At 66.7% G+C, this 23,303-nt stretch carries 23 protein-coding genes; 14 read left to right on the forward strand and 9 right to left on the reverse strand.

Features of this window, described 5'->3' with window-relative positions:
* Positions 1–37: 37 nt before the first annotated feature.
* The 3 genes from lysS (at position 38) to SMD14_RS01585 (ending at position 2,214) form a co-directional block, all read left to right on the forward strand.
* On the forward strand, positions 38–1,570 hold the full coding sequence (gene lysS / locus SMD14_RS01575) for a lysine--tRNA ligase (protein ID WP_321215080.1): 1,533 nt from the start codon (positions 38–40) through the stop codon (positions 1,568–1,570).
* Between the two features lie 2 nt (positions 1,571–1,572).
* Positions 1,573–1,749, forward strand: a complete 177-nt coding sequence (locus SMD14_RS01580; protein WP_321215081.1) for a hypothetical protein — start codon at positions 1,573–1,575, stop codon at positions 1,747–1,749.
* A gap of 135 nt (positions 1,750–1,884) precedes the next feature.
* Complete coding sequence (locus SMD14_RS01585; protein WP_157239706.1) at positions 1,885–2,214, forward strand: Lsr2 family protein; 330 nt, start codon at positions 1,885–1,887, stop codon at positions 2,212–2,214.
* Between the two features lie 102 nt (positions 2,215–2,316).
* Here the strand turns inward: SMD14_RS01585 and SMD14_RS01590 are convergent, their stop codons facing one another.
* The gene (locus SMD14_RS01590; RefSeq protein ID WP_321215082.1) at positions 2,317–2,934 is read right to left on the reverse strand and encodes a hypothetical protein; all 618 of its coding nucleotides are present in this window, start codon (positions 2,932–2,934) and stop codon (positions 2,317–2,319) included.
* Positions 2,935–3,064: 130 nt separating this feature from the next.
* Here SMD14_RS01590 and SMD14_RS01595 point away from each other — a divergent pair, with 130 nt between their 5' ends.
* The 7 genes from SMD14_RS01595 to SMD14_RS01625 all read left to right on the forward strand — a co-directional run bounded on the left by SMD14_RS01595 (position 3,065) and on the right by SMD14_RS01625 (position 11,880).
* Positions 3,065–5,557, forward strand: coding sequence for an ATP-dependent Clp protease ATP-binding subunit (locus SMD14_RS01595; RefSeq protein WP_157239703.1), 2,493 nt, complete (start codon positions 3,065–3,067; stop codon positions 5,555–5,557).
* 400 nt (positions 5,558–5,957) lie between these two features.
* Positions 5,958–8,081: an alpha/beta fold hydrolase gene (locus SMD14_RS01600; protein WP_321215083.1), complete on the forward strand. Its 2,124-nt coding sequence runs from the start codon at positions 5,958–5,960 to the stop codon at positions 8,079–8,081.
* Between the two features lie 471 nt (positions 8,082–8,552).
* Positions 8,553–9,062, forward strand: coding sequence for an amino-acid N-acetyltransferase (locus SMD14_RS01605; protein ID WP_104996474.1), 510 nt, complete (start codon positions 8,553–8,555; stop codon positions 9,060–9,062).
* Between the two features lie 221 nt (positions 9,063–9,283).
* The gene (gene dhaK / locus SMD14_RS01610) at positions 9,284–10,285 is read left to right on the forward strand and encodes a dihydroxyacetone kinase subunit DhaK (RefSeq protein ID WP_321215084.1); all 1,002 of its coding nucleotides are present in this window, start codon (positions 9,284–9,286) and stop codon (positions 10,283–10,285) included.
* 2 nt (positions 10,286–10,287) lie between these two features.
* Complete coding sequence (gene dhaL / locus SMD14_RS01615) at positions 10,288–10,920, forward strand: dihydroxyacetone kinase subunit DhaL (RefSeq protein WP_321215085.1); 633 nt, start codon at positions 10,288–10,290, stop codon at positions 10,918–10,920.
* Positions 10,917–11,609 carry a dihydroxyacetone kinase phosphoryl donor subunit DhaM gene (gene dhaM, locus SMD14_RS01620; protein ID WP_321215086.1) on the forward strand — a complete coding sequence of 231 codons (693 nt, stop codon included), beginning with the start codon at positions 10,917–10,919 and terminating at the stop codon, positions 11,607–11,609. Before dhaL ends, dhaM begins: the two co-directional genes overlap by 4 nt.
* Before the next feature lie 94 nt (positions 11,610–11,703).
* Positions 11,704–11,880: a hypothetical protein gene (locus SMD14_RS01625; RefSeq protein ID WP_321215087.1), complete on the forward strand. Its 177-nt coding sequence runs from the start codon at positions 11,704–11,706 to the stop codon at positions 11,878–11,880.
* Positions 11,881–11,924: 44 nt separating this feature from the next.
* On the opposite strand, the gene SMD14_RS01630 is transcribed toward SMD14_RS01625, so the two are convergent.
* Together SMD14_RS01630 and SMD14_RS01635 are read right to left on the reverse strand one after the other, a co-directional pair.
* Positions 11,925–12,413, reverse strand: coding sequence for a hypothetical protein (locus SMD14_RS01630; RefSeq protein WP_321215088.1), 489 nt, complete (start codon positions 12,411–12,413; stop codon positions 11,925–11,927).
* Positions 12,414–12,568: 155 nt separating this feature from the next.
* Positions 12,569–13,486, reverse strand: a complete 918-nt coding sequence (locus SMD14_RS01635) for an A/G-specific adenine glycosylase (RefSeq protein ID WP_157242773.1) — start codon at positions 13,484–13,486, stop codon at positions 12,569–12,571.
* 192 nt (positions 13,487–13,678) lie between these two features.
* Between SMD14_RS01635 and SMD14_RS01640 the strand changes: the two genes are divergently transcribed.
* A complete protein-coding gene (locus SMD14_RS01640) occupies positions 13,679–14,359 on the forward strand; it encodes a hypothetical protein (protein ID WP_321215089.1) in 681 nt (226 codons plus the stop codon).
* A gap of 69 nt (positions 14,360–14,428) precedes the next feature.
* On the opposite strand, the gene disA is transcribed toward SMD14_RS01640, so the two are convergent.
* From disA to SMD14_RS01655, 3 genes are all read right to left on the reverse strand, one after another.
* On the reverse strand, positions 14,429–15,505 hold the full coding sequence (gene disA / locus SMD14_RS01645; RefSeq protein WP_321215090.1) for a DNA integrity scanning diadenylate cyclase DisA: 1,077 nt from the start codon (positions 15,503–15,505) through the stop codon (positions 14,429–14,431).
* Between the two features lie 251 nt (positions 15,506–15,756).
* Positions 15,757–15,948, reverse strand: a complete 192-nt coding sequence (locus SMD14_RS01650) for a hypothetical protein (RefSeq protein ID WP_157239691.1) — start codon at positions 15,946–15,948, stop codon at positions 15,757–15,759.
* A 305-nt stretch (positions 15,949–16,253) separates the two neighbouring features.
* Complete coding sequence (locus tag SMD14_RS01655; protein WP_231755145.1) at positions 16,254–16,466, reverse strand: hypothetical protein; 213 nt, start codon at positions 16,464–16,466, stop codon at positions 16,254–16,256.
* Positions 16,467–16,728: 262 nt separating this feature from the next.
* On the opposite strand from SMD14_RS01655, the gene SMD14_RS01660 reads away from it, so the two are divergent.
* Together SMD14_RS01660 and SMD14_RS01665 are read left to right on the forward strand one after the other, a co-directional pair.
* Positions 16,729–18,342: a peptide chain release factor 3 gene (locus tag SMD14_RS01660; RefSeq protein WP_321215091.1), complete on the forward strand. Its 1,614-nt coding sequence runs from the start codon at positions 16,729–16,731 to the stop codon at positions 18,340–18,342.
* Positions 18,343–18,348: 6 nt separating this feature from the next.
* Positions 18,349–19,593: a beta-ketoacyl synthase gene (locus SMD14_RS01665; protein WP_157239689.1), complete on the forward strand. Its 1,245-nt coding sequence runs from the start codon at positions 18,349–18,351 to the stop codon at positions 19,591–19,593.
* A 135-nt stretch (positions 19,594–19,728) separates the two neighbouring features.
* On the opposite strand, the gene SMD14_RS01670 is transcribed toward SMD14_RS01665, so the two are convergent.
* Positions 19,729–20,202: an NUDIX domain-containing protein gene (locus SMD14_RS01670; protein ID WP_321215092.1), complete on the reverse strand. Its 474-nt coding sequence runs from the start codon at positions 20,200–20,202 to the stop codon at positions 19,729–19,731.
* Positions 20,203–20,320: 118 nt separating this feature from the next.
* Between SMD14_RS01670 and SMD14_RS01675 the strand changes: the two genes are divergently transcribed.
* Positions 20,321–20,590, forward strand: a complete 270-nt coding sequence (locus SMD14_RS01675) for a hypothetical protein (protein WP_104996487.1) — start codon at positions 20,321–20,323, stop codon at positions 20,588–20,590.
* Here SMD14_RS01675 and radA read toward each other — a convergent pair whose 3' ends face one another.
* Together radA and SMD14_RS01685 are read right to left on the reverse strand one after the other, a co-directional pair.
* Positions 20,591–21,964 carry a DNA repair protein RadA gene (gene radA, locus SMD14_RS01680; protein ID WP_321215093.1) on the reverse strand — a complete coding sequence of 458 codons (1,374 nt, stop codon included), beginning with the start codon at positions 21,962–21,964 and terminating at the stop codon, positions 20,591–20,593.
* Positions 21,965–22,080: 116 nt separating this feature from the next.
* Positions 22,081–23,208, reverse strand: a complete 1,128-nt coding sequence (locus tag SMD14_RS01685; protein WP_157239678.1) for an aromatic acid exporter family protein — start codon at positions 23,206–23,208, stop codon at positions 22,081–22,083.
* Positions 23,209–23,303: the final 95 nt, after the last annotated feature.

A 23,303-nucleotide genomic window follows, 5' to 3' on the forward strand; every position in this document is an offset into this window, starting at 1 on the left:
AAGCCGGGCTGTCCAACTCCCGGTAAACTTGGGGATTGTGACTTCCCAAAACACCCCCGCGCCCAAGAACGCCCCAGAGCCCCTCGACGCCAGCGAGCAGATGCGGATCCGCATGGAGAAGCGCGCCAAACTGATCGAGCGCGGCACCGAGGCGTACCCGGTGGGCGTGGAGCGGACGCACTCCCTCGCCGAAATCCGCGAGAAGTACGCCCACCTTGAGGCGGACGACACCACGGGGGACACCGTGGGAGTCACCGGCCGCGTGGTGTTTATCCGCAACACCGGCAAGCTGTGCTTCGCCACCCTCCAGGAGGGCGGCACCGACGGCAAGGGAACCCGGCTCCAGGCCATGCTGAGCCTCGCCAACGTGGGCGAAGAGGCGCTCGCGGACTGGAAGGCCCTGGTTGACCTCGGCGACCACGTGTTCATCAAGGGCGAGGTCATCTCCTCCCGCCGCGGCGAACTGTCCGTCATGGCAGAGTCCTGGTCCATGGCCTCCAAGGCGCTCCGCCCGCTGCCGGTGCTGCACGCGGAACTGAACGAAGAGACCCGTGTCCGCCAGCGCTACGTGGACCTGATGGTCCGCGACGAAGCCCGCGAAATGGTCTACACCCGCGCCGCCATCACCCGCTCCATCCGCGAAACACTCTTCCGCCACAGCTACGTGGAGGTGGAGACCCCCATCCTCAACCTGGTCCACGGCGGCGCGCTGGCGCGTCCGTTCGAGACCCACATGAACGCCTTCGACCAGAAGATGACCCTGCGCATCGCCACCGAGCTCTACCTCAAGCGCGCTGTAGTGGGCGGGATCGACCGCGTCTACGACATGGGCCGCGTGTTCCGCAACGAGGGCGTGGACTCCACCCACAGCCCGGAGTTCACCACCCTTGAGTGCTACGAGGCGTGGGCTGACCAGTTCGTGATGGCCGAGCGCATCAAGGAGATCATCCTCGACGCCGCCGACGCCGTGGGTGCCGGACGTGTCCTCCAGACGGACGCCGGGGAGATTAACCTCGACGGCGAGTGGGCCTGGCTTGCCGTGTACCCGGGGCTTTCCGACGCCGTTGGCCAGGAAGTCACGCCGGATACTCCGCTGGAGGTGCTCCGCGACATCGCCGCAAAGCACGAGGTCAAGGTGGACCCGAAGTGGGATGCCGAGAAGCTCGCTGTTGAGTTGTTCGGCGAGATCGTGGAGCCCACGCTGCTGAACCCCACCTTCGTCTACGATTACCCGCCGTCCGCCCAGCCGCTGGCCCGTCCGCACCGCGAGGACGGCCGCCTGATCGAAGCCTGGGACCTCATCATCGGCGGAATGGAACGCGGCACCGCCTTCTCCGAGCTGATCGACCCCGTTATCCAGCGCGAACGCCTGACCGAGCAGTCACGCCATGCGGCCGCCGGGGACGACGAGGCAATGCAGCTGGACGAGGACTTCCTGCGTGCCCTTGAGTACGGTGCTCCGCCGATGGGCGGAATCGGACTGGGGATCGACCGGCTCGTCATGTTGTTCACGGGCGCCGGAATCCGCGAAACGATTCTGTTCCCGTTGCTCAAGCCGGAAGGGCACTGACCGTGGAATATGTAGCTGTCCTTCTTCCGTCCGTGGTGGTGGGCCTGCTTTTCTGGTTTGCCATGAAGTCGATTTTCAATGCGGACAAAGCGGAACGCCAGGCGGAAGCCCAGGCCCAGGCCGAAGCCGAAGCTAAGGCGGCATCCCCCGCGGACCGGACGGACCCGGAATCGAATTGATAAACCCCCGGCTTTTCCCTCCAATATCCCCCGGAACCATTTGCCGCTTTGACGCGTTGCCATAAAGGGAGTCATACTTTTAAGGAAACATCCTGCTTTTCTGCACACCGAACCCTTTCCAAAAGGAAGTCTTAAATGGCACAGAAAGTAAACATCATCCTCGTTGATGATCTGGATGGGGGATCCGCAGACGAGAATGTGAAGTTTGGCCTTGACGGGACGAACTACGAGATCGATCTTTCGGCGGCAAACGCCGCTGAACTTCGTTCTTCGCTGGAACGTTTTGTTGCAGCCGCACGGAAAACTTCCGGCGGCCGCCCGGCCCGGGCCAAGGCGGCATCGGGGGGACGCAGCCACGACTCTGCACAGATTAGGCAATGGGCCCGCGAAAACGGCTACACGGTTAACAGCCGCGGCCGAATTCAGGCTGAAATCCAGGAAGCCTACCAAAAGGCCCATTCCTAGTTCGTGCCTCGGATAAAAAGGCCCTGCTTCCCGAACGGGAAGCAGGGCCTTTTCCTGTTCCGGGCCTTTGCGTTCCGGGCCGGGAATGGGCGGCTGCCGCTATTACTCGGGCAGCGACGGTTCATGCGGGTGCCGCGGAGGATTGCCGCGCAGGAAACCTGCGGCGGCAATTTGTTCGGCTACATAGAACACGAACGGCGGGATGTCACCGGTCTTCGCCAGGACCGCCCCGGATCCCAGTGTGGCGAGAGCGAGGGCGGCCGCTTCCTTTTCCCTGTCCGGAAGGCTTGCCAGCGCTCCGGACAGGGACCCTAGGGCAAGCACGTGCAGCCACGCGTAGCTGAGGAACGGCCAGCCCGGAAGCCGGCGTGCAGCGAAGCGCTCCAGGTCGGAGGCGCGCAGGGCGAGCTGGGAAACAAACAGGGGCGCCCCCGCGGCAAGGGCGGCGGTGGCTGCGGCCACCAGCGTCCTGGCCCGGCCGGCAGGGAGGGCAAGGGCCAGGCGTGCGAAGGCGGCGGGCATCGCCGCGGTTCCGGCCGCGGCGACGTGCTGTCCCACGATCCATGAGCGCTGCCCTTTGCGGAGCATCGTGAGCCGCCGGGCGGGATCGGGTTCGAGGTAGACGCCGGGCACCGGACTGATGCCCGCAAGCCAGACAATGCCGGCCGCCACGGCAACTTCCGCCGGACGACGGACGCGTTTCAGATCCACCTGCGACATCTCATTACCTCCCTGGACCCCTTCTCAGGATATTCCCGAACCACCACGGTTTCCCCTGTGGCGAACACGCTCCACAAGCAGGGGCCAGCCACGTAGCATCAAAGTACGTCGTAGCTAGGAGTGTGGCGAAATGTTTGAGCGATTTACGGACCGTGCCCGTCGCGTAGTTGTGCTTGCCCAAGAAGAGGCACGCATGCTGAACCACAATTACATCGGTACCGAACACATCCTCTTGGGTCTTATCCATGAGGGTGAGGGTGTTGCCGCCAAAGCTCTTGAGTCCTTGAGCATTTCGCTCGACGGCGTTCGCGAGCAGGTGCAGGAGATCATCGGACAGGGCCAGCAGGCGCCGTCCGGCCACATCCCCTTCACGCCCCGTGCCAAGAAGGTGCTGGAGCTCTCGCTGCGCGAAGCCCTCCAGCTGGGCCACAACTACATCGGCACGGAGCACATCCTGCTGGGCCTCATCCGCGAAGGTGAGGGTGTTGCTGCCCAGGTGCTGGTCAAGCTCGGCGCCGACCTGAACCGGGTCCGCCAGCAGGTCATCCAGCTCCTGTCGGGCTACCAGGGCAAGGAGACCACCGGCGCAGGCGTCGGCTCCGGGCAGCCCGAGGGCACGCCTGCAGGGTCTGTGGTCCTGGACCAGTTCGGCCGCAACCTCACCCAGGCTGCGCGCGAGAACAAGCTGGACCCCGTCATCGGGCGCGAGCAGGAGATGGAACGCGTCATGCAGGTCCTCTCCCGCCGCACCAAGAACAACCCGGTCCTGATTGGTGAGCCGGGCGTCGGCAAGACGGCCGTCGTCGAGGGCCTGGCCCAGGCGATTGTCCGCGGCGACGTCCCCGAAACCATCAAGGACAAGCAGCTCTACACCCTGGACCTGGGGTCCCTGGTGGCAGGCTCGCGTTACCGCGGTGACTTCGAAGAGCGCCTGAAGAAGGTCCTCAAGGAGATCCGCACCCGCGGCGACATCATCCTTTTCATCGACGAAATCCACACCCTTGTGGGCGCGGGTGCCGCTGAAGGAGCCATCGACGCCGCTTCCATCCTGAAGCCCATGCTGGCCCGCGGCGAGCTGCAGACCATCGGTGCCACCACGCTGGATGAGTACCGCAAGCACATCGAAAAGGATGCCGCGCTGGAGCGCCGCTTCCAGCCGATCCAGGTCAAGGAACCCTCCGTGGCGCACGCCATCGAGATCCTCAAGGGGCTGCGTGACCGCTACGAGGCGCACCACCGCGTCACCATCACCGACGGCGCCCTGGCCTCTGCTGCGAGCCTCGCCGAGCGCTACATCTCGGACCGCTTCCTGCCGGACAAGGCGATCGACCTGATCGACGAAGCCGGGGCCCGGCTGCGTATCCGCCGCATGACCGCTCCGCCGGAGCTCAAGGCCATGGACGAGCGCATCGCCAAGCTGAAGATGGAAAAGGAGTCCGCGATTGACGCGCAGGACTTCGAAGGTGCCGCCGCGCTCCGCGACAAGGAGCAGAAGATGATTTCCGAGCGCGCGGAGAAGGAGCGCCACTGGAAGTCCGGCGGCATGGACGACATCTCCGAGGTGGATGAGGATCTCATCGCCGAGGTGCTGGCGAACTCCACCGGCATCCCCGTGTTCAAGCTGACCGAGGAGGAGTCCTCGCGCCTGCTGAAGATGGAAGACGAACTGCACAAGCGCGTGGTGGGCCAGAACGAGGCCATCAAGGCCCTCTCCCAGGCCATCCGCCGTACCCGTGCAGGGCTCAAGGACCCCAAGCGTCCCGGCGGCTCGTTCATCTTCGCCGGCCCCACCGGCGTCGGCAAGACCGAGCTGGCCAAGGCACTCGCTGAGTTCCTGTTCGGTGAAGAGGACGCCCTCATCACCCTGGACATGTCCGAGTACTCCGAGAAGCACACCGTCTCGCGGCTCTTTGGTGCCCCTCCGGGCTACGTGGGCTACGAGGAAGGCGGCCAGCTGACCGAGAAGGTCCGCCGCCGTCCGTTCTCCGTGGTGCTGTTCGACGAAGTTGAAAAGGCCCACGCGGACCTCTTCAACTCGCTGCTGCAGATCCTGGAAGACGGCCGCCTGACCGACTCCCAGGGCCGCGTGGTGGACTTCAAGAACACCGTGATCATCATGACCACCAACCTGGGTACCCGGGACATCTCCAAGAGTGTGGCCACCGGCTTCCAGTCCGGCACCGACACGCAGACCGGCTACAACCGCATGCGTGCCCGTGTGACCGAGGAGCTCAAGCAGCACTTCCGCCCCGAGTTCCTGAACCGTGTGGACGACGTCGTGGTGTTCCCGCAGCTCACCCAGGACGAGATCATCGAGATCGTGGACCTGTTCGTAACCCGGCTGGAGAAGCGCCTCAAGGACAAGGACATGGGCATCGAGCTCACCAAGGCCGCCAAGGTGCTCCTCGCAACCCGCGGCTACGATCCCGCCATGGGTGCCCGGCCGCTGCGCCGGACCATTCAGCGCGAGATCGAGGACCAGCTCTCCGAGAAGATCCTGTTCGGCGAGATCCACCCCGGCGACATCGTCGTTGTGGACGTGGAAGGCGAAGGCGACGACGCGAAGTTCACCTTCGCCGGCAACGCCAAGCCGCGTATCCCGGAAATCGCCCCGAGCGTCTAGTCTCGACAGCCAAAGCCCCGCCACTCCGCAAGGAGCGGCGGGGCTTTCGCTTTGCCCTCGGTCCCGTCAAAGTGTTGGCATCCGGCGGTCACCCGTGGCTAAGTCGCTGCGGCACCGGAGTCATTTGCCGCTTGCTGCTCCTCCGTCGCGTTGACGCAAGCTACACAAATGACCCCGGCCCCTCCGCTTCGCGTGAGGCGCGCCTATGCACGAGGCGACGGACATCAGGCATTTATGTAGGCGCCGTCAAAGCGAGGAACGAGCAGGCGCCGGGAAATGTCTGATGGTCGTCGCCGGAGCGGACCCGGGCGCCCTGCCCCCCTTTGAACTTGAGCGCCGGCGTCGTTCCGCGGGTAGGTAGCGGTTTGTGATGTGGGACACGGTCGGGTTGAATCGGGGCATGGCTAACTTGGAACCGGCGATCCCGGATGAGCGACCTTTGACCCCTTTTCATGATTTGGACCATTATTTGTCAATCCCGCGGGTAAGTGGCCTCGCCCTGAGCCCGGACGGCACCCGGCTGGTCACTACCGTGGCCACCCTGAACGGGAAAGGCACCGAATTCGGTACCGCCCTGTGGGAGCTGGATCCCGCGGGGCAAAAGCACGCCCGGCGGATCACCCGCAGCGCCAAGGGTGAGGCGGGGGCGGCGTTCGCTGCCAATGGGGACGTCTATTTCACCTCCGCGCGGCCGGACCCGGACAGCCCCGAGGAGGAGCCCGTCAAGGCGCTCTGGCTGCTTCCCGCGGACGGCGGCGAAGCCCGCGTGGTGTTGAACCGGGCCGGCGGAGTGGGCGCCGTGCTGACGGCCCGGAACGCCGACGCCGCCTTCGTGACCGCGGAGGTCCTGGCCGGTTCCGCCGACGAAGAGGAGGACGCCGAACGCCGAAAATCGCGGAAGGACCGCAAGGTCTCCGCCATCCTGCACAGTGAATATCCGGTCCGGTACTGGGACGCGGACCTGGGACCGGGCCAGCCCCGGATCTTCGCGGTTGAGCCCGGCGAAGCACAGGACGGCGGCAAACCGGCAACCGTCGATGCCACCGCGCCGCTGGTCCTGCGGAACCTCACGCCGGATGCCGGACCCAGGCTGCGGGAGGCGGAAACCGTGGTCAGCCCCGATGGCAAAACCATCTACACGAGCTACACCAAGCCGCTGGCCAAGGCCGACAGCAGGTCCATCCTGGTGGCCGTGGACGTGGCCTCCGGCAGCACCAAGGTGCTCCTGGACGAGGAGGGCATGAGCTTTTTCCCGGGTCCCGTCAGCCCCGACGGCAGCACCCTGGCAGTTGTCAGCGAAAGCGACACCACGCCGCAGGAGGCCCCGCAGGTCAAGCTCCACCTGCTGGACGTAGCCGGGGAAGGCGGAGACGCCCCGGGCGGCCTGGTGCCGCTGGCTCACGACTGGGACCGGTGGCCCAAGCCCGCTGCCTGGCTTCCGGACGGGTCCGCCCTCCTGGTCACCGCGGACGACGACGGCGCGTCGCCGGTCTTCCGGATCAGCGTCCCCGCCGGCGCGGCTGAAGTAAGTGTCGCCCGGGTGACGCAGGACGCTGCGGCCTACTCCGACGTCGTGGTTTCGCCGGACGGACGCAGCGCCTACGCCCTGCGGAGCTCCTACGAGTTCCCGCCTGAAGCGGTACGGCTGGACCTGCGGACGGGCGAGGCCACGCGGCTGCCCGCCCCCGCGGAGCGGCCGGTGCGCCCCGGCAGGCTGGAACGCATCGCTGCGACGGCGGCGGACGGGTCCCGTGTCCCGGCCTACCTCGCGCTGCCGGAGGGCGCGTCAGCGGAGTCTCCGGCGCCCATGCTCCTGTGGATCCATGGTGGACCGCTCGGGTCCTGGAACGCCTGGACCTGGCGGTGGAACCCGTGGCTGATGACTGCCAGGGGCTATGCGGTCCTCCTGCCCGACCCTGCGCTCTCCACCGGGTACGGCCAGGCCCACATCCAGCGCGGGTGGGGAGCCTGGGGCAAAGCACCGTACGCGGACCTGATGGCCGTCACGGACGCCGCGGTCCAGCGGCCCGACCTCGACGCCGGCCGGACCGCCGCCATGGGAGGGTCCTTCGGCGGCTACATGGCCAACTGGGTGGCAGGGCAGACGGACCGGTTCAGGGCAATCGTGACGCACGCGAGCCTGTGGGCGCTGGACCAGTTCGGCCCCACCACGGACGCCTCGCAGTACTGGCTTAAGGAAATGACAGAAGAGATGGCGCTGGACAACTCACCGCACCTTCACGTCGAAAACATCGGCACGCCCATGCTGGTGATCCACGGGGACAAGGACTACCGGGTGCCCATCGGCGAGGGGCTGCGGCTTTGGTACGAGCTGCTGTCCAAGTCAAAGCTCGCCGCGGACCAGGACGGGCAGACGCCGCATCGGTTCCTGTATTTTCCGGACGAGAACCACTGGGTGCTCCAGCCGCAGCATGCAAAGGTCTGGTACCAGGTTGTGGAGTCATTCCTGGCCAGGAATGTCCTAGGCCAGGACGTGCCACTGCCCGCCGAACTCGGGCTGTAGCCTTTCCGGCGGGGTTTAGGGAACGCCCTTTTCGGGCAAAGCCACTATTCAGGCAATGCCCCTATTCAGGCAAAGCACCGCCCGCTCCCAAAAAGGGCGCGGGCGGGGCTTTGCAAAGGCCTTTTGCTGGCTGTGCCCTCATCGTCGAAAAGAAATGGCGGCCCGGATAAGGAAAGCCGGCGGCAGTTTCCGGCCGGATGGAAAGCCGTACAGCCAAAAGATTGCCGGCCCCGCACAGGGAAAGGAAGTACAAAAGGGCGGCAAGCTGACAGATGCGGAGTCCCGCAATTCCTTCGGGAGCAGTCCGGGTGGCATTCCCGGCCGCGTGACTAACCCACCAGGCGCCCGGCTGCGCGGCATTTGTGCGGGCCCCGGAAAAACCCGGCGGCACTGTCAAACGGACAGGGCCGAAATACCCGTAAAGAAGGGCGCGGTGGGACTGCCTTCGTGACCGCGAACTAGGATTGCCCTGTGACTGACTCCTTTCATATTCGCCCTGCCCGCACCGGTGACGTCCCCGCCATCAAGAAGCTGGTGGCGCCGCTGGCGGAGCAGCGGATCCTCATGGCCAAGGAGACGGTGGCCTACTACGAAAGCCTGCAGGAGTTTCGGATCGCTGAATCCAGCGACGGCGAGGTCATTGGCTGCGGGGCGCTGCACGTCATGTGGGAAGACCTTGCCGAAGTCCGCACGCTCGCTGCTTCCCAGGACTGGCGCGGCAAGGGAGTAGGGCACGTGCTGGTGGAAAGCCTCCTGGATGAAGCCCGGGCCCTTGGCGTCTCCCGTGTTTTCTGCCTGACATTCGAGGTGGACTTCTTCAAGCGCCACGGGTTCGACGTCATGGCCGACCAGTCAGCAGTTGATCCCGTGGTTTATTCGGAACTCCTCCGCTCGCATGATGAGGGTGTTGCCGAGTTCCTGGACCTCGCGCGGGTCAAGCCCAACACCCTGGGCAACACACGCATGATCAAAGTGCTGTAGCAGCCACCTGATCTGTGAGGACTTGTTTTATTCGATTTGATGGATAAACTGGCTGAGGCCGGGATGGGGGGCCCACAGAAAGGGACAGTCATTTGGGGGCTGTCCCTTTCCTGCGTCTGCCGCCGGGCCGGATTGCCGGGCGGGGATCCCTACCGCCATCCGGCCTGCCGGTAGTAGGGTCAAAGTGACATTCTCCAGGCAGTAGAACCAGGAGCGCCGCCATGAAAAAACTCATTAACGATCCCCGGGCCGTAGTAGATGAATCAGTGCAGGGCTTTGGCCTGGCCCACGCCGACTTGGTTACCGTCAGCTCAGATCCAACGTTCATCACGCGCAAAGACGCGCCTGTGAACGGCAAGGTGGGCCTGGTCTCCGGAGGCGGCAGCGGGCACGAGCCGTTGCACGCCGGCTTTGTGGGGCGGGGAATGCTCGACGCCGCCGTGCCGGGGGCGGTGTTCACCTCGCCGACGCCGGACCAGATCCTTCCGGCGACCCTCGCGGTGAACTCGGGGGCCGGCGTCGTCCATATCGTGAAGAACTACACCGGCGACGTCCTGAACTTTGAGACGGCAGCCGAACTGGCGGAAGCCGAGGGCGTCAGCATCCGCACGGTCCTGGTGAACGACGACGTCGCGGTCGAGGACTCCCTGTACACCGCAGGCCGCCGCGGCGTAGGCGGGACGGTGCTGGTGGAGAAGATTGCCGGTGCCGCCGCCGAAAGGGGCGATGACCTGGAGGCTGTGGCCGCCATCGGCGAACGGGTCAACGCCAATGTCCGCACCATGGGCGTGGCCCTGTCCGCCTGCACCGTCCCGCACGCAGGCTCGCCCAGCTTTGACCTGGCCGAGGACGAGATTGAAATCGGCATCGGCATCCACGGAGAGCCCGGGCGCCACCGCATCCCCATGGAGAATGCCGACGGCATTACGGACCGGCTGCTGGAACCCGTACTGGCCGATCTGGGTATCACGTCGGGGGATAAAGTCCTGCTGTTCGTCAACGGCATGGGCGGCACGCCGCTGAGTGAGCTGTACATCGTCTACCGGCGGGCTGCGCAGGTCCTGTCCGAGCGGGGCGCCGCCGTGGAGCGTTCACTGGTGGGCAACTACATCACTTCCCTGGAGATGCAGGGCTGCTCCATCTCAGTACTGAGGCTGGATGACGAGCTAACGGACTTGTGGGACGCACCGGTGCACACGGCAGCACTGCGCTGGGGCGTGTAGCAGTGCCCCTGGACGTCACCTGGGCGGTGAAGTGGCTGACGCTGTCCGCGCAGGCAATGGCAGAAAACCGGGTCTACCTGATTGAACTCGACCGCGCCATCGGCGATTCGGACCACGGGGAAAACATGGACCGGGGTTTCCAGGCCGTCCTGTCGAAGCTGGCGGAGGCGCCCCCGGAGACACCCGGGGCTGCCTTGAAACTTACCGCGATGACCCTGATGTCCAAGGTCGGCGGGGCTGCCGGCCCTCTGTACGGCACGGCCTTCCTCCGGGCGGCCACGTCCCTGGGGGACTCCGCGGAAATCGATCCGGCCGCGTGGGCAAACGCCCTGGCCGCAGCCCGGGACGGCATTGTGGCCCGCGGGAAGGCCGAATCCGGGGACAAGACAATGGTGGATGCCTGGACTCCGGCGGCGGAGGCAGCGCAAAAGGCTGCGCTGAACGGCGGTTCGGATGTCCTGGCGGTCCTGGTTGCAGCAGCCGAGGCCGCCGAAGCCGGTGCCGTCGCCACCGATCCCATGGTGGCGCGCAAAGGCCGCGCGAGTTACCTCGGGGAGCGCAGCGCCGGTCACCGGGACCCCGGCGCCGCCTCCTCAGCGCTGATTCTCCGCGCCGCGGTGGGGGCAGCTGCATGACCGTGAGCCTTGTGGTGGTCTCCCACAGCGGGAAGATTGCCGACGGCGCTGCCGAGCTTGCCGCCCAGATGGCACCCGACGTCGTGGTCCTGACCGCCGGAGGCACCTCGGACGGCAGGATCGGCACCAGCCTCGAAAAGGTCCTGGCCGCGCTGGACAAGGCTGGCAGCGGGGGCACTGTGATCCTCACCGACCTGGGGTCCGCGGTGATGACTGCCGAGTCCGCGCTGGAGTTCGCGGAAAACGCCGAAGACATGGTGCTGGCCGACGCGCCGCTCGTGGAGGGACTCGTGGCGGCAGCCGTTGCGGCCCAAGGCGGTGCGGATATGCAGGCAGTCAAGCAGGCGGCGGAAGCTGCTGGTGGTCCGGTCCGCGACCAGGAACAACCGCCCCTCAGCAGCGTTGAGGAAGGACGCGTCACCGGAGGGGGCCCGGACTTCACCGGGGACTTTGAGCTGGTCAACCTGGCGGGGATGCACGCGCGCCCGGCGGCGAAGATCGCCGGCGGCCTGTCCGCAATGGATGCCGAGGTGACCGTGAACGGGGTGGACGGGGCATCCATGACAGGACTGATGACGCTCGCCGCGGGGAAGGGGTCCGTGCTGCATGTGGAAGCCTGGGGTGCCGACGCGGAGCGGGCCGTGAACTATGTTGGCGGGCTGGTGCAGGCCGGGTTCGGGGAACCCTGAAGCTGGCCGCACCCGGAATCCGGGCCGGCCCAAATCAGCGCATGGCGGTGTGTTCTTGAGGACCATGGCCGCTCCTGGCAATATGCTCGATGCCATGGAAATGCCCCAGCCCGAAGACAGCTCCGCGGATATCGAAGTACTGGACGGGCAGACGTCCGTCGAGGAGCTGCTGGCCGACCTGGGGTTTGAGTGGCGGCACGGCAGCCCCGCCCAGGAGCCGGCACCGGCCACCGCTGTCGGCAACGCCTTCGGCCAGCCGGCACTGTTCTAACGGCCGTTCTCCCGGGCCTTTTCGAAGGATCGGCCGTCCGGGAGTCAGCCGCTCTGGTGCAGCCCTTCGGCATCCAGCACCAGCGACGCCGTAATGAACCGGCCGCAATGCTCCCCGAACGGATACTCGCCCCGCGGGCGGAATTCCAGCGTATGCACCGGCAGGGCAGCCCCGTCCGGGCCCGTTCCTGCAGCGGTCGCCGTCATCGGTGATTCGGTCAGGGTGTCCAGGAACAGCGTGGCAAGTTTCGTCCCGTCGGGGGAAGCCGTGGCCGAGCAGACCCCGTCGGTGCAGCCCTGGTCGATCGACGCGCTTCCGGGCCGGAGCTCCACGTTATCCTCCCTGCAGGTGCCGTCCTGGCAGGCCTTCAAGTGGAGGGCTGCAACCTGCGGGGCGTAGCTTGCCGGCACGGTTACCGAAACGGCAGTGGCCTGGGCGATGGCAGGGCACGGGGCGGCGCCGGGGCCCGGGCCGCAAGCCGTGGCGAGTCCCGCCGTCGTCATCAGTGCCAAAAGCAGCCCATGCTTGCGCATACTTCCAGCGTAGGCGCGGGGGGCCGCGGCGCCCCGCGCCGGGGCCAACTGATGCCCGCATTGTTATTCCCGGGCGGCGCTGGCTGCCAAAAGGAGACCAGGCGCGGCGAGTTCTGCACCCGCCGCCGTTCTGCCAGCCCCGGAATGCGGTGCGCTCAGGCAGGCAGCCGGTAGCCGCCGTCGTGCATCTCCGCCAGACCGTCCGCGAGCAACCCTGCCAGCGCCCGCTCCAGCTGCTCCGGAGCGGAATTAAGCCTGTGCAAGGCCGCGAGCGGGACGCCCATACCCGCCGGCGCGAAACCCAGGTCGGCGGGTTCCCGATAGAACATCTCGGCCGGCACCGGAGCCTCCGCCAGCCTCAGCACAGCCACCACGGCGCCTCGGACCTGGCGGTCCGTCCCGTGCCAGGCCTGGCCCTTGGGGACGTACGACGGCGGCGGCTCACCTGCCGCCCGCCAGGCGCAGAGGTCGTTGACCGGGCACGCGGCGCACTTGGGTGTCCGCGCCGTACACACGAGCGCCCCCAGTTCCATGACGGCCGCGTTCCACCGGACTGAAGAATGGTCCGCGGCCGGCAGGAGCGAAGCGGCAAGGCGCATCTCCGCCGCCGTGAGGGCCGGGGCCGGGAGGGCTGTGCCGGAGACCAGCCGGGCATGCACCCGCCGGATGTTGGTGTCCACCACGGTTTCCCTCCGCCCGTACGCGAAGGCAGCCACAGCGGCAGCGGTGTAGCTGCCCACCCCCGGAAGGGCCAGGAGTTCCGTGTAGCTGTCCGGGACCTTGCCGTTATGGTCCCGGGTTATGGCCGCCGCCGCCGCATGCAGCCGAAGCGCGCGGCGCGGATACCCGAGCCGGCCCCAGGAGCGCACGGCTTCACCGGCAGGTTCTCCGGCGAGGCCTGACGGGGTGGGCCAGCGCCTCAACCACTCTTGCCAGACAGGGAGCACCCGCACCACCGGCGTCTGCTGCAGCATGATCTCGCTGACCAGGATGCCCCAGGGGGAGCAGCCGGGCTCACGCCAGGGCAGGTCGCGGGCGGTTTCGGCGAACCAGCCGTTGATGCGTTCGTGCAGCGTGTTGAGTCCTGCCGTGCCGCCGGCGGGGTGGCCAGAGCCGGCGGAAAAGGCGGCAGTGGGGGATGCAGTGTCGATGCCAACACTGTAATGGATGCGTCCGGGCAGGCCGAAAACGGGATGTGACCAGAACGTTGGCGGCGCGGCGGCGTGGTGGGTAGCAGAAGCGGGGCAGTTCCCTAGCCTAGAAGTATGGGCAGGCAAGGCAATTCATCAACACGTGGCGGGGCGCCGGCATCCGGTTCCACTGCCGTCCGCAAGCCAAGCGCGGCGGTTTACCGCCGCCGTCGGCTGTTTGTGGGCGGGGCGCTCCTGTTGGTCATCGCACTGGTGACTGGATTCGCGGTTGCCGGGGCGTTCAGCGGCAAGTCGGAGCAGGTTTCCTCCACCGACCCCGCAGCCGCAGCGTCCGCCGGTCCCGCGGCGTCACCTTCCGCGTCCGCCACCGAACCTGCCGCGACGCCCACGCCGTCGGCCACTCCAACATGCAACCAGAACCTGGTGACGGTGTCAGCCTCGACGGACAAGGCAGCCTACGGGCCGGAAGAGAACCCGATGCTCACGCTCAAGGTGACCAACGGCGGCACCATGCCTTGTGAGGTCAACATCGGCACGTCGCAGATGGAGTTCCTGGTGACCAGCGGCGCGGACCGGATCTTTTCCTCCCGTGACTGCCAGGCAAAGAGCGAGGACCTGCTGAAGGTGATCGCGCCCGGTGCCAGCGAGACGGCCAACTTCCCGTGGTCCCGCAACCGGAGCGTGGAGGGCTGCCAGCCTGTCGAAGCAAAGCCGGGCGGCGGCGGGGCGTACTACATCTTCACGGCGAAGCTCGGCTCCAAGGCCAGCCCCAAGGCCGTTTTCCAGCTGCTTTAGCATCGAGTGCTCCGCAGTTGTCCTTTTGAGCCTCCAAAACGACAACTGCGGAGCACTCGACGGCGGTTGTTAGAGGAAGCGGTCCAGCAGGCTAGCTTCCGCCATCCGGCTGAGGCCTTCACGGACGGTGCGGGCGCGCTGGTCGCCGATGCCGTCCACCGTCATCAGGTCATCAATCGTGGCCGCCATCAGGAACTGCAGCCCGCCGAAGTGGTCAACAAGGCGGTCCGCAACAGCCTTGGGAACTGCCTTCAGCCCTGACAGCAGCCGGTAGCCGCGGGGCTGCACGACGGCATCGAGGTTGGCTTCGCCGCCCGCAAACCCCACGATTCCGGAAATCTTTCCGAGGTCGATCAGTTCCGTGGGGCCGAGGTTGACCAGGGCGCTCACGGCTTTCTCGATGTCTTCGGCAGTGGCGTCCGGGGAACCGTAATCGCGGATAATCACGTCGCTGCCGGGGCCGCGGCCCACTGTGAGTTCATCGAGCTGCAGGGACAGGAGCCTGCCGTCCTCGCCGAGCTCCAGGACGTACTGGGCGATTTCCTCGGAGATCCGGCGGACCATTTCCTGCCGCTGGAGGGTGACGGCCACGTCCCGCACGGTGACCATGGCTTCGATTTCCAGGGCCGAGAGCGAGCTGGTGACCTGGTCCAGGCGCGAGCGGTAGCGCTCCAGGGTGGCCAGTGCCTGGTTGGCGCGTGCCAGGACTTTCTCCGAGCCTTCCAGGACGTGGCGCAGGCCGTTGACGTAGAGGGCGATGATCTGCATGGACTGGCTGACGGAGATGACGGGCACGCCGGTCTGGATGGCAACGCGTTCGGCTGTGCGGTGCCGGGTGCCGGACTCCTGGGTCTCGATGCTGGAATCCGGGACCAGCTGGACGGCGGCGCGCAGGATGTTGCCGGCGTCCTTGTCGCAAATGATGGCGCCGTCCATTTTGGCGAGTTCGCGGAGCCGCGTGGGGGAAAAATCAATGCCGATATCGAAGCCGCCGGAGCAGATGGACTCGATGGTCCGGTCCGAGCCCAGGACGATCAGCGCGCCTGTCCGTCCCCGCAGGATCCGCTCAAGGCCGTCACGAAGGGGAGTGCCGGGTGCCACCCTGCCCAGGGTTGCCCTGAGTGATTCTTCGGGGCTCCGCGCCATAGGTGTTCCCTTCAAAGGTGCAGGCCGCCGCCCGCAAGAATGCCGGCTTCAGCAGGTTGCCGGCAGGACCAGAAAGTGCTCTGTTTCCCGCAAGCTCAATGATAGGGGTAAGGAACACCCTCTTCCGCACAGCCAAGCCCCAAAGTGCCCCATTAGGGGGTGCCGCGCAACGGCTCAGGAAAGCGTTCGACGGCGGGTGCTTGAGTGGGTACTTTGGCGGCTGGCCAGCGCCCGAGCGAACGGGTCCGGGCTTACTTCCGGTGCTCCTGGATCCACGGATTGATTGTTTCCGCCAGCCACCCCGGTGACTGTCCCAACTGGAAATCGGGGTTGGGAAGTTTTCCGCGGTTCTTCCAGACCCTGATCAGGCCGACGTCCTGGCCGGTTGCTTCAGCTATCTCCACGTAGCCAAGGAGCGGGATTGCTGGTTCTTCTGCCTGCATAAGTCATTTCCATCCCGCCCTTGGGCGCCGGGAGCCTGAAGTCCCTAACGAATGTCTGCGGACCTGGCGTAGGACAAGGCGGGCGAAGAATCATCGTCTGCCTCAACCCATGCCCTGAAATCCGTGTACGACATAAACGAGTAATAGTCGCAAAACTTCAACACGAGCTTCTCGCTCTTGCTCATGCTCTTGGTGCTCCTCCTTTCTCACATGACACTAAAAGTGTAATGCGGCATTACATCGTCTGCAATGCCGCATTACAGGCAGGCACGTCCTGTGTTCCGGATATTCAGCTGGTGGCGCGGTCAGCGCATCCGTTCCCGCAGCATCCGCTCCAGGTCCTTGCTGACCTTCGAAAGGGACGCCGCCCGGAGGGCCTTCTGTTCGGCCGGGGTCTGGGTTCCCCGGCGCGGGCGCTCCGCATTTCCGAGCGAATCGGGATCCCGCATCAAGGCGGGTGCCAGGCCGGTGGCCAGGGGATCGAAGAACAGGTTGCCGGAATAGGAGAGACCCTGCACAGCCGCTCAGATCCTTACCATGCGGCGCCGGGGGCATCCGTGCGCCGGGGTGTCGTTGGTGTTCATGCGGTCACGCTAGCCCGGCGTCATTTCGCGGCTTTGAACGTGCCGTTTCGCGGGCGTTAAGCGCCGCCGCCGCCGGTTTGCCGCCCTGCGATAAACTGGAACTTGGCTGTTTGCCAGCCCCGTTTCCCCGGCCCCACCGCCTCAGTGCCCTGCGAGGCAGCGCCCGGGCAGTCCCAACCGCAGCGAAAGTAGCACCGTGTCCCAAGATGTCCTGACCCCCGCCCGGATCTCCGGTATCCACAAAGAGGCGGGCCGTCGCCGGACCTTTGCTGTCATTTCGCACCCCGACGCCGGCAAGTCCACGCTCACCGAAGCGCTGGCCCTGCACGCGAAGGTGATCGGCACCGCCGGTGCCTCCAGCGGCAAGGCCAACCGCAAGGAAACCGTCTCTGACTGGATGCAGATGGAGAAGGACCGCGGCATTTCCATCAGCTCCGCGGCGCTGCAGTTCTCCTACCGGGACACCGTCATCAACCTCCTGGACACCCCGGGCCACGCGGACTTCTCCGAGGACACCTACCGCGTGCTGGCCGCCGTCGACTGCGCCGTCATGCTCGTGGACGCCGCCAAGGGCCTGGAAACCCAGACCATGAAGCTGTTCGAAGTCTGCAAGCAGCGGAACCTGCCCATCATCACCGTCATCAACAAGTGGGACCGGCCCGGCCTGGACGCCCTTGCCCTGATGGATGAAATCACCGAGCGCACGGGCTTGCAGCCAATGCCGCTCACGTGGGCAGTCGGCATCTCCGGCGACTTCCGTGGCGTCTGGGACCTCCGCAATGACCGGTTCGCCCGGTTCCAGCGCAACAACGCCGGCGCCCAGATCGCCATCACCGAGTACTTCACTCCTGAGGAAGCTGCGGAGAGCCAGGGCAGCAACTGGTCCGACGCCGTGGACGAGGCCGGCCTGGTCATCGAATCGAACCTGGAGTTCGACGTCGAAAGCTTCCACGCCGGCAAGGCAACCCCCATCCTGTTCAGCTCCGCCGCGCTGAACTTCGGCGTCAAGGAACTGCTGGACGCGCTGGTGGACTTCGCCCCGCCGGCAGCTCCCCGCCCGGACATCGAGGGCAACCCCAGGCCGGTCGAGTCCCCGTTCTCCGGCTTCGTCTTCAAGGTCCAGGCCGGCATGAACAAGGCCCACCGGGACCACGTGGCCTTCATCCGCGTCTGCTCCGGCGTGTTCGAGCGCGGCATGGTGGTCACCCAGACCCGCACCGGCAAGTCCTTCGCCACCAAGTACGCCCAGCAGGTGTTCGGCCGCGAACGCGAAGTGATCGACGAGGCATACCCCGGGGACGTCGTCGGCCTGGTCAACGCTTCCTCCCTTCGCGTGGGGGACAGCCTGTTCCTCGAGGGCCCGGTGGAGTACCCCGCCATCCCGCTGTTCGCCCCGGAGCATTTCCAGGTGGCGCGCTCCAAGGACCCCAGCAAGTTCAAGCAGTTCCGCCGCGGCATCGAGCAGCTCGAACACGAGGGCGTCATCCAGGTGCTCCGCTCCGACGTCCGCGGCGACCAGGCTCCGGTGCTTGCCGCCGTCGGCCCCATGCAGTTCGAAGTGGTGGAGGACCGCATGGCGCACGACTTCAACGCGCCCATGCGCCTGGAACGCCTGCCCTACTCACTGGCTCGAATTTCGACGGCGGACGCCATGCCTGCGCTCGCCAACGTACCGGGCGCGGAGGTGCTTTTGCGGTCCGACGGCGAATACCTCGCCCTGTTCAACGACGTCTGGGCGCTGCGGCGGATCGAGAAGAACCAACCCGACCTCACCCTCGTGCCCATCGGCACCCACAACCCAGCAAAGTAGCGAACCATGAACGCAGTCAAAGCCGGTGCAACACAACCCCGCGCGCTGGTCACCGGCGTCGGCACCATCAACCCGGTCGGCTCCTCCGTGCCCGAAACGTGGGCCGGCCTTGTGGCCGGAAAATCCGGGATCGCGCCGCTTGAGGAGGCGTGGGCCGAGCAGCTGCCGGTGAAGATGGCCGGACAGGTCACTGCTGATCTTTCCGGACACCTCAGCACCCGCGAAATGAAGCGCATGGACCGCTGCGGGCAGCTGGCGCTGATCGCAGCCCGCGAGGCCTGGAAACAGGCAGGCGCCCCGGAGGTCGATCCCGAGCGTTTCGCCGTGGTGATCGGCTCGGCGTACGGCGGGCTTGGCTCCACCCTGGAGCAGGACCGGACCCTCGCGGCGTCGGGCCCGCGCAAGGTTTCGCCGCACACCCTCACCCGGCTTATGGTCAACGGCCCGGCCGCCTGGGTGTCCATCGACCTCGGCGCCCGCGGCGGCGCCCGGACGCCTGTCAGCGCATGTGCCTCCGGGGCTGAGGCGATTGTCCAGGCAGCCGAGATGATCCGCTCCGGCGCTGCCGACGTCGTTATTGCCGGCGGCGTTGACGCCTCGGTCAACGACCTGGTGGTCACGGGCTTCTCCCAGATCCGCGCCCTGTCTACCCGCAATGACGATCCGCAGCGGGCATCGCGGCCGTTCGACGGCGGCCGGGACGGTTTTGTGCTCGCGGAGGGCGCCGGCGTGGTGGTGCTGGAGAGCGAAGAGCACGCGCGCGCCCGCGGAGCAGCTGTTCTGGGGGCAGTGGCCGGGGGCGCGGTGACGTCCGACGCGAACGACATTGTGGCAGCCGATCCTGCCATGCAGCGGCGGGTGATGCAGAAGGCGCTTGAGTCCGCCGGCATGACCGCCGGGGACATCGGCTTCGTGCACGCGCATGCCACGTCCACCCCTGTTGGGGACAGGCTCGAGGGCCAGGCCATCAACGCCATCTTCGGCGCCAGGATTCCGGTGACGTCCACCAAGGGGCACACCGGGCACCTGCTCGGCGGCGCGGGGGCGCTGGCCGCCGTCGTGGTGGTGGAAGCCCTGCGCACCGGGATGCTTCCCGGGACGCTGAACGTTGAGGCGCAGGACCCCGAGGTTGACCTAAACGTGGTCACCGAAGAAGTCCGCCGGCTCCAGCCGGGTACTCCGCCGGCCGGCCTGGTGAACGCCTTCGGTTTCGGCGGGCACAGCGTGGCCCTGGTGATTACGGGCGCTTAGGCCACTGCAACTCGGCCCATCACCCGTCGCGAAGTACATCGCACCCGCATGTGGACAACGCACCCCGGCGTGCGGGGGTGCAGGGACCATTGACGGGTGCCCGCAGCGCGGCTAGCGGGAGAGGCAGGGCAAGCCCTAGGATTCCGCGCGGACGAGTTGCACCAGGGCATCAAGGACCGGCAGTTGGCCCTTCACCAGCTTGGACCGGGCTTCGGGCTCGGGGAACCAGCGGGCATCGTCGACTTCCGGGTACTGCTGGATGCGGCCTGAACCTTTGGGCCACTCCAGCGGAAAGGTGTTGCTGACGATCCGTTCCGGCTGGAAGTCATGCTCGGCTGCAAATACTGTGATGAGTTTGCCCGAGGGCTGTTTGAACTCCCCGAGAAGCCGGTAGTCGGCGTCGGGTGCGGGGGTTCCCATCTCCTCGGCAAACTCGCGCAGGGCCGCGGCCAGCGGGTCCTCGCCCACGGAGTATTCACCCTTGGGGACGGACCAGGCGTGCGTGTCCTTGCGGGCCCAGAACGGGCCGCCCATGTGGGCAATCCACACCTCCAGCAGGCCCGGGGCCGCCTGCCTGTACAGCAGGATTCCTGCACTCGTAACGGGCATTTGTCCTCCGGGAGATGGATATTCAACAACGAACAGAAGATGCCGTCCAACGTTAACCTGCAGTTCACGGCCCTGGTTTAGGTTATTCCTTCAGGCACTCTGCTCGAAGGGACCCGTCATGGCCAGTATCGCTGAGGTTTTGGGTCGGCTTACGCCGGAAGAACTTGAAGAGCTTCGCAGCCTTGGTCCGCAGGGCCACCTGCCGCGGCACCTGGTGGATGCCCTGGACCGGGCAGCCGGCGGGCCGGGCTCCGGCCGCGGCTACTACGTACCCACCGGAAACGTCACCGCCACGGGCGGGCCGCTGCTGGTGCTGCGCAGTGACGTGTCCGGCTGGCTTTTCAACGTTCACCGGGACGACCCCGATTCCTTGCCGCAGCACGGCTAGCTACCCGATCAGCAGGCTCAGGGCCTCGGTCAGGTGTTCCACCTCCCGCACTGAGAAGCCGGCCGGTATCGGGCCAGGCCCTGCATGGCTCGCGGGAACCACGGCATGCGTAAACCCGAGGCGGTGGGCCTCCTGGATGCGCTGGTTGATGCCCGGCACCGGACGTACCTCGCCGGCCAGGCCCACTTCTCCAAAGGCAATGAGCCGGATGGGCAGCGGTTTGCGGGCCTTGGCCGAGGCCACAGCCAGGGCAATGGCAAGGTCCGTGGCGGGTTCGCTGAGCTTCACCCCGCCCACTGTGGCCACGTACGAGTCGTCCTTGTGCAGGAGTGTTCCCGCGCGCTGCTGCAGCACGGCGAGCAGCATGGAGACCCGTGAACTGTCCAGCCCGCTGGTGGCCCGCCGCGGCTGCGAGTTGGGGCTTTCCGCGAGCAGCGACTGAACCTCGGCCAGCAGCGGCCGCCGGCCCTCCATGGTCACGGTGATGCAGGTTCCGGAAACCGGGTCCTTGGTGCGGCTGACAAAAAGCCCGCTGGGATCGGCGAGGCCTTCAATGCCGTTCTCGTTCAGGTCGAAGCAGCCGACGTCGTCGGTAGGCCCGTAACGGTTCTTGACCGCGCGCAGCATCCGCAGCCGCGAATGGCGTTCGCCCTCGAACTGGCACACCACGTCCACCAGATGCTCCAGCAGCCGCGGCCCGGCGATGGAACCGTCCTTGGTCACGTGGCCCACCAGCAGGGTTGTCATGTTCCGGCGCTTGGCCGCGGCAATGATGGACGCGGCAACCTCCCGGACCTGGGACACGCCCCCGGCGCTGCCGTCAACATCGGCGCTGCTGAGGGTCTGCACCGAGTCCACGATCAGGAGCCGCGGCTCGATCTTCTCCACCTGCCCCAGCGCCTGGCCGAGGTCCGTTTCCGCGGAGAGATAGAGCGATTCAGCCACGGCGTCGATCCGCTCCGCGCGGAGCTTCACCTGCGCCGCGGACTCCTCCCCGGTCACGTACAGCACGTCCTGGGCCGTCCGGGCAAACTTGGCGGCCACGTCCAGCAGCAGCGTGGACTTGCCGACGCCGGGTTCGCCGGCCAGCAGGATGACGGCGCCCGGGACCAGTCCGCCGCCCAGCACCCTGTCCAGTTCATCAACGCCCGTGGGCAGGAATGCGGCGGTGGTGGCGTCCACCTCGGCAATGCGGCGGGCGGGCTCAAGGACCGTTGTGGCCGCCGTCGTACGCGCCACGGCGGCGCCGGTTTCCTCGACGGTGCCCCACGCCTGGCACTCGCCGCAGCGGCCCACCCATTTGACTGTGGTCCAGCCGCACTCGGCGCACTTGTAGGCGGGCGCCTTGGATGCCCGGGAAGTCTTCGTAGCCATGCGTCCAACCCTAGCGGCGGGCTCCGACAATTCAGGCCGCCGCCCTGTGGCACCGCCCTCAGGCTGCAGGAAGATGTCCTCCAGGCCCACCCCCGGTTACTTAGGGCCACCGGCCACTACAGCGCCGGCAGCACGTCCCGGGCCTCGCTCGCGTCCATGCCCGTGGCCTCCAGCAGGTCCACCATCAGCGGCCGGTACAGCATCACCACCGTTTCGCCCTCCAGCCGCTGCACTTCCAGGAGCTTGGGGTGCAGGCGCAGGGCGATCTCGCTGAGGTCCCGGCGGGCCGTGCGCATGTGGGCGCGGCGGACGCCGTCGTGCGTTTCCGCCAAGCCGAGCGAAAGCTCGTCGATGGCGGCAGCGGTCTCCTGCAGCACCTCCGCGATGTTTTCCGTGGCTTCATCCGAAAGCGCCGCATGGTTGATGGCACTGGTAAGCCGGCGCGCGAAGACGCGGCTGTTCCGCAGCGCCAGGTCGATGAAGTCCAGCGACTGTTTCAGCTGGTCCAGTTCCTCCCGGTGCCTCCGGTAGGCGGGGGCCAGCCTGGCCACCTCGCCGGAGGTGCGCAGCGACTGGCGCATGGCGTCCACCAGCGGCTGGCAGTTCCTTCCCCGGATCAGGGCGTGCCAGGCCTGGGTGGAATCGCTGTTGTCCAGGGCGTTGGCGCATTCGCGCAGCACCTCGGCAAGCTCGTGGAGGAGATTCTTCACGTCCTTGCGGGGTTCGCGGCGCGGATCCTTGGGGACGAGGATGGTTACCAGCAGGGCAAACAGTCCGCCCACCACGGCGTCGATGCTCCGCGTGAAAGGCCCGCCGGCCGGCGCGGGGAGCAGGACGACCAGCAGCGATTGCAGGCCCAGCTGGGTGGTGAAGATATTGCCGCTGTCCAGGAAGCGGGCCAGCAGGATGGAGAAAAGAAGGACGACGGCGGCCTGCCAGATCCCGGGGCCCAGCCAGTGCAGGAGCAGGTCGCCCACCGCAATGCCGATGGTGCAGCCCAGGCCAACCTCCACCACCCGCCGCAGCCTGGGCTCCCGGGAGAAACCAAGGGCAATCAGGGATGACGTGGCCGCGAACAGGGGGCCGGAATGCCCCAGCACGTACTCCGCGAAAGCGTAAGCTCCCACGGCGCAGACGGTCATCTGGACCGCCGGGAGCAGGGAGTTCCGGCTGCGGATCAGGCCTGTGCGGAAGCGGCCGCGCAGGAACCGCCTGCCTGCTGAGAGTCCTGCTGCGGGAGCCATGCCGTCCAGTGTATTTGCTGCCGGCCCCGTTTTATTTTCCGGTGCGCGGCGCCTTACGGCCGAACATGTGATCTGCGCAATGGTGACCGGGCATA

The organism is Pseudarthrobacter oxydans, assembly GCF_034258515.1.
GTDB lineage: Bacteria > Actinomycetota > Actinomycetes > Actinomycetales > Micrococcaceae > Arthrobacter.